The following is a 5,712-nucleotide window of genomic DNA, read 5'->3' as shown; positions in this document are numbered from 1 at the left end:
CCCCCAGGACGCTCGCCCACGCGCGCAGATCCCGCTCGCGGGCGGAGACGCCCGCGTCCAGCGCGCGCACCGCGGCGAGGACCTTCGACGCCTCCCGATCCCCCACCCCCTCCACCCCCCACCCCGGCCGCACCCCCGCGGCCTCGGCGGCGCCCCCGCGGTCTACCCGGGTCACCACGATGCGGCCGTCCAGCAGGCGCACGTCCATCCCAACCTCCCCGACCCTCTCACCCTCCGCCCTCGCGGATCCCGCGGGACCGGCGTCGGCGTCGAGCGTCTCGTGGACCTCGGCGGGGATCAGGTAGAAGTGCGACTGGTTCAGCCGCCCCAGCATCTCCCGGAGCACGCCGCGCAGCTCCTCCGGCGTCGTCGCCGCGGCGGCGCGGGGGCGCAGCTCCGCGCGGACCGCGTTCCAGTCCACGCCGTTGTAGGTCGTGTCGAAGTGGGTGCGCTGTACCGCCGTCCACGCGGAGTCGAAGGTCTCCACCGGGGGCGGCGCTGTGGACTGGGCGGCCGCGGGCGCCGCCGAGAGCGCCGCGAGGACGAGGAGTGCGGCTGTCGCTCGCCGCGAGGGGCAGATCATGTACGCTGGCTCCTGCCGGGAGTGTGTGGTGGGCGCTGCGCGCGGCACCAGGGAGCGGAGAAGCGGCGTGGCCTGCACCGCCTCACCCGCCGTACGCCGCGATTGCGCGGACGACCTCGTCGATCGCCTCCTTCATCCGCGACGACGGCAGCCCCGAGGCGTTGGCGATCACGCTGAACACCACCTCGCGCCCGTCCGCCAGCGTCACGTAGCCGCTCAGCGAGTCCACGTTGCCGATGTACCCCGTCTTCGCGGCCACCCGCCCCGGCAGGTCGGTGAGCCGCGCCCGCAGCGATCCCGACCTCCCCGACACCGGCATGGCCTCCCGCACCAGCTCGCCCCGCGGCGCGGTGCGCGCCCAGGCCAGGATGCGCACCAGCGCCTCCGGCGTGACCAGGTTCCCGGAGGAGAGCCCGGAAGCGTCGCGGAGCACGAAGGCGGCCGAGTCGATCCCCACCACCCGCGTGAGGAAGTCGCGCTCCACCTCCAGCCCCGCGGCCCAGCTCCCCTGCCCCTTCATCTCCCGGCCGAGCGTCTTGACCAGCTGCTCCGCGAACCAGTTCTGGCTCGTTCCCAGGATCGGCCCGACCACCTGCGCGAGCGGCGGGGACAGGTGCTCCGCCAGCGCCTCGGCGCGCGCCGAGGGCGACCGCGCCGGGTCCGAGACCACGCGCACCTCCTTGCGGTCCACCCGGATCCCCCGGCGCTCCAGCGCCTCCCGGAACACCGTCCCCACCACGCGGGCGGGCTCCACCACCGCAACGTACTCCGTGCGCGCCGCCGCGTCGCGGGGGATCTCGCCGTAGGCAACGATGCGGTTGGTCCCCGGCACCCGGTCGAAGTCCAGCGTCTTCGGCCTGCCGCGCGCCACGGTCCGGGTGCGGTTCTCCAGCGTCCAGAAGGCGCTCTGCGGCGAGCCGGTGATCCGGGCCGGGGCCCCGACCTGCTCCCCCGGCTCCACCCGGAAGTCGATGGAGTTGTCGTTGAAGCCCAGCGCCCCCACCGGGGCGGCGTACCACCAGAGGAGGTCGTAGCGCTCCCAATCCTCGCGGAGGTAGGTGGAGTCGAAGAAGCTCTCGTCCGCCGTCACCCCCGCCACGCGCCGTACCCCTCGCGCGTGCAGCGCCGCGGCCAGCGAGTCGAGCACCGCGGTGGCGCCCGGGAAGTAGCGGCCGGACAGGGTGGGGTCGCCGCGCCCGTACAGCACCACGTCACCCTGGAGCGTCCCGTCGCGCAGGGGGCCGCCGGCGTACACGGTGGTGCGGTAGCGGTACTCGGGGCCCAGGAGGTGCGCCGCCGCCGCGGCCACCACCAGCTTGAGGTTGGAGGCCGGGACGAAGTGCCGGTCGGCGGCGCGCCGGTAGAGCGCCTGGCCGGTCGCCGGGTCCCACACCTCGATCCCCCAGTGGGCCCGGTCGAAGGGGCGCCGGTCGATGATCGCGTCGATCCGCCGCGCGAGCGCCGCGGCGGGGTCGGCGGCACGGGTGGACAGCGGGGCGGCAGGAGAGGTACCTTGCTGCGTGTGCGCCGGAGGCGCGCACGCGCCGAGGCCCAGGAGCGCCGCGGCGGCCCACCGGCGGGCACGCACGCGGGGCGCCGGATGCGCGGGGCGGCGGGACTGGGGCATGGGAAGGGAGATCAAGATTTCGTACGTGGGGACGATGAGCGAGATCCTGCTGGCCGACGACGACCGCTCGTTCCGGGAGATGATCGCGACGACGCTGCGCGCCGCCGGCTTCGCCGTGCGTGCCGTCGCCAGCGGGTCGGAGGCGCTGGTGGAGGTCCGCCGCAGGGCCCCCGACCTCCTCCTCCTGGACTACCGCATGGGGAAGCCGGACGGCTTCGAGGTCTGCCGCGACGTCAAGGCCGACCCGCGCCTGGCGTACCTCCCCGTGCTGATCCTCACCGGCGAGGGACGGCTGGAGAACCGCCTGGAGGGGTTCGACGCCGGGGCCGACGACTACCTCGGCAAGCCCTTCGACCCCCGGGAGCTGGTGGCGCGCGTCCGCGCGCTCCTCCGCCTTTCGCGGCAGTCGCTGGAGCGGAACCCCACCACCGGACTCCCCGGCGGCGAGGCGATCCACGCGGAGATCCTCCGCAGCCGGGACCGCGGCGCCCCGTTCTCCGTCTGCTACCTGGACCTGGACCACTTCAAGCCCTTCTCCGACCGCTTCGGCTTCGCCGTGGCGGACGCGGCGATCCAGGAGGTCGGGCGGATCCTGCGGGAGATCGGGGAGGAGGACGGCGTCTTCGTGGGCCACGTGGGCGGCGACGACTTCGTCCTGCTCGCCGGCCCGGAGCGGACCCCTCTCCTCGCGCGGAGGATCCAGGAGGAGTTCGCCCGCAGGCTCGGACAGATCCTCCCCGCGGCTGCGGCCGGAAAGTACCGCGCGGAGGACCGCGAGGGAAGGGAGCGGGAGTTCGACCTCCCGCGCCTGTCCGCCGCCGTCCTCCGCGTGGACCCCGCCCGCTGGACCTCCCTGGACCACCTGGGAGAGCGCGTGGCCGAGCTGAAAGGGCGCGTCAAGCGCGCCGGGAGCACGGGGCTGGAGGAGGGCGACCTCGCCCCCTGACCCCGGGCGCCTCAGGTCATCGGGGCAGCTCCCCGCGATGGTGGTGGGCCAGCTCCCGGAACTCGTACACGATCACCCCTTCGTCGGTCACCTCGGAGTTCACCCGCAGGCCGTCCTCCAGCGAGTTCAGCACCTTCTCGGCGCGCGGAAGCGGCCATCCCAGAGCCGCCGCTGTTTCCGTCACCGTCAGCCGCCCGCGCCGCTCCGACGCCAGCTTCAGCACCGGAAGCTGCAGGTTGGCGATGAGCGCCGCGCGCCGGGCCTCGCGCTCCCTGCGCGCGACGTTCTGGAGCGCCAGCCCCCCCGCACCCGCCGCCCCCCCGAGCAGGAGGGGTGCCAGCTCGAAGGCCGCGATCCCCGCGATCAGCAGCAGCGCGGCCACCGTCAACAGGGCGATGGACCAGCCGTTCGCCGCCGAGCCGCGCCCCGCGGGGAGCGCCGGCTGCACGGCGCCGCCGCGGGCCGGAGCGAGGGCGAGGTCCTTCTGGCTCCCCCAGTCCTTGCCGCAGCGCGGGCAGATCTGGTGGTCGCGGAAGCTCAGGTAGTAGATGAGCGCGAAGACGCCCATGAACCCGGCGCTGACCAGCCCCAGAACGATCAGCCCGGCGACGTGCGACCCCTTGGAGAAGTACGTGATCCCCTCCCCGGTGTAGCCGCACCGGTGGCAGGTGTGCGCCGCGGCGGACACGGCCGGCGCCGGGGCGTGCGCCGTCCGGGCGAGCGGCGCGGGGGCCCCTCCGGACGAGTGCGCCGGGGGCGCGACCCAGGACCCGCAAGTGTTGCAGTGGCTGCGCCCCGCCGGGACGTGGGCTCCACAGGTGGAACAGTACATGCTTTGCTCCCGCGCCGCCTTCCGCGGCGCCGATTCAAAGTTTGGAACGCTGAAGACCGCCTCGTCCTCCTGATACGGCGCCCGTCCGAAAAAGATTCAGGCGGCGCCCCGCGGGGGGATCGCCCGGCTGCACGAACGGGTCCACCGAACCCGCGCCGCCCGCCCCCGGCGGACCCCGGCTCCGGCCCCCGGTGTAGCCATGCAGCTCACGTTTCCAGGGACCCCGTCCCGTGCCACCCGGAGGATCCGGCCCGATGACACCCGTACCCCGCCTCCCCCGCCTCGTGCGCGCGGCGCCCCTGCTCGCCCTCTGCGCGTGGCTCGCCTCCGCGTGCTCCCCGGCGCTGCTGCAGCACGCGGATCGGCGTTTCCCGCAGACGCACGTGCGGCACGTCGTGGTGATCTCGGTGGACGGACTGCGGCCGGACGCGATCGAGGCGGCGGGGGCGGTGCACCTCCGGCGGCTCATGGACGAGGGCGCGTACACGCTCCAGGCCCGGACCATCACCCCGAGCAAGACGCTCCCCTCCCACACCTCCATGCTCACCGGGGTCTCCCCCGCGAAGCACGGGATCACCTGGAACGACGACCGGGTGGACGAGACCGGGCGGGTGGGGGTCCCCACCGTGTTCGACCTGGCCGACTCGGCGGGGCTGCGGACCGCGGCCTTCTTCGGCAAGGCCAAGTTCCGCCACCTGGTCGGCGCGGGCGACCCGGGGTTCTGGGCCTCCGTGCCGCGCGGCGCGGAAGTGCTCCTGGCGCCGCGCATGGTGGAGGACGTGGAGCGCTACCTGAAGTACCGCGACCCGGAGCTGCTCTTCGTGCACGTCTCCGATCCGGACATAGCCGGCCACTCCACCGGCTGGATGTCCGCCCCCTACCGCGCCGCCGTGCGCCGGGCGGACGCCGCGGTGGGGCGGATCCTGCGCGCCGCCCGCGCCCGCTACGGCGACGACATGGTGCTGATCGTCACCGCGGACCACGGCGGCCACTCCCGGACGCACGGGACGGAATCGATCGACGACATGACCATCCCCTGGATCGCCTGGGGAAAGGGGATCACCCCCGGCCCCATCGCTGGCCCGGTGACCACCTTCGACACGGCGGCGACGGTGCTCTGGCTGCTGGGGATCCCCCGGCCGGAGTTCTGGGACGGACGCCCGGTGACGGAGGCGTTCGCGTTCGGGGCGGACCGGCAGGCGGAGGGGGTGACGGGCGGGGTGCAGTGAGGAATGCGGGAGGCAGGCCCCCACCCGCAGGCCCCCACCCGGCTCGCTTTAGGCTCGCAACACTTGCCCCCTATATCCCCCAGTTCTGGGGGAGGGCTTCCTGTCAGCCGCAGCCGTAGAGGGGGTCGGCAGAGCCCCCTCCCCCGGCCCGTCCCCCGCAAGCGGGAGAGGGGTGAACGGCAACTGCCGTTCGGCACCCCCGCGGAGAGGGATGCAGGGAGGCGGTGGGGGTGGTCGGAGGAAGAAGTGGATGTCTGAGCGAAGCGAGTGCTCGCAAGCGAGTCCCTTCGGGTTCACTTCTTCCGGAGATTACCCCCGCCCCCGACCGCCCGCGCGACACAGGCCGGGAAGCAGGAGACATGAGTCATCCCGAACTTTGGAAATGAGGTAGGAGCGAAGTTCGGAGACTCAGGCAGAGGAAGCAGATTGCAGCCCGAATGCGGTAGAGCGGAGTCGAGACCTCTCGGCTCCGCTTTCCTGTTCTGGGGCAGAAGC

The 5,712-nt window shown here is 73.7% G+C and carries 5 protein-coding genes; 2 read left to right on the top strand and 3 right to left on the bottom strand.

From position 1 onward, the window contains the following. Nucleotides 1-583: hypothetical protein (locus VGR37_13950; protein ID HEV2148501.1), on the bottom strand; the 583-nt coding region annotated here is incomplete at its 3' end. An 82-nt stretch (nucleotides 584-665) separates the two neighbouring features. Further along, nucleotides 666-2,171, bottom strand: a complete 1,506-nt coding sequence (dacB, locus tag VGR37_13945) for a D-alanyl-D-alanine carboxypeptidase/D-alanyl-D-alanine-endopeptidase (GenBank protein HEV2148500.1) — start codon at nucleotides 2,169-2,171, stop codon at nucleotides 666-668. A 73-nt stretch (nucleotides 2,172-2,244) separates the two neighbouring features. Between dacB and VGR37_13940 the strand changes: the two genes are divergently transcribed. Continuing rightward, nucleotides 2,245-3,156, top strand: a complete 912-nt coding sequence (locus VGR37_13940; GenBank protein ID HEV2148499.1) for a response regulator — start codon at nucleotides 2,245-2,247, stop codon at nucleotides 3,154-3,156. 16 nt (nucleotides 3,157-3,172) lie between these two features. Here the strand turns inward: VGR37_13940 and VGR37_13935 are convergent, their stop codons facing one another. Then, nucleotides 3,173-3,844 carry a hypothetical protein gene (locus VGR37_13935; GenBank protein ID HEV2148498.1) on the bottom strand — a complete coding sequence of 224 codons (672 nt, stop codon included), beginning with the start codon at nucleotides 3,842-3,844 and terminating at the stop codon, nucleotides 3,173-3,175. 398 nt (nucleotides 3,845-4,242) lie between these two features. Here VGR37_13935 and VGR37_13930 point away from each other — a divergent pair, with 398 nt between their 5' ends. Then, nucleotides 4,243-5,217: an alkaline phosphatase family protein gene (locus VGR37_13930; GenBank protein HEV2148497.1), complete on the top strand. Its 975-nt coding sequence runs from the start codon at nucleotides 4,243-4,245 to the stop codon at nucleotides 5,215-5,217. Nucleotides 5,218-5,712: the final 495 nt, after the last annotated feature.

The organism is Longimicrobiaceae bacterium, assembly GCA_035936415.1.
In the GTDB taxonomy this organism is placed as follows: Bacteria; Gemmatimonadota; Gemmatimonadetes; order Longimicrobiales; family Longimicrobiaceae; genus JAFAYN01.
This window is presented reverse-complemented; position numbering and strand designations above follow the sequence as displayed.

Excerpts from the sequence above, each read along its gene's own strand:
- VGR37_13940 (HEV2148499.1), top strand. The coding sequence starts at position 2,245 with ATGAGCGAGATCCTGCTGGCCGACGACGACCGCTCGTTCCGGGAGATG.
- VGR37_13930 (HEV2148497.1), top strand. The coding sequence starts at position 4,243 with ATGACACCCGTACCCCGCCTCCCCCGCCTCGTGCGCGCGGCGCCCCTG.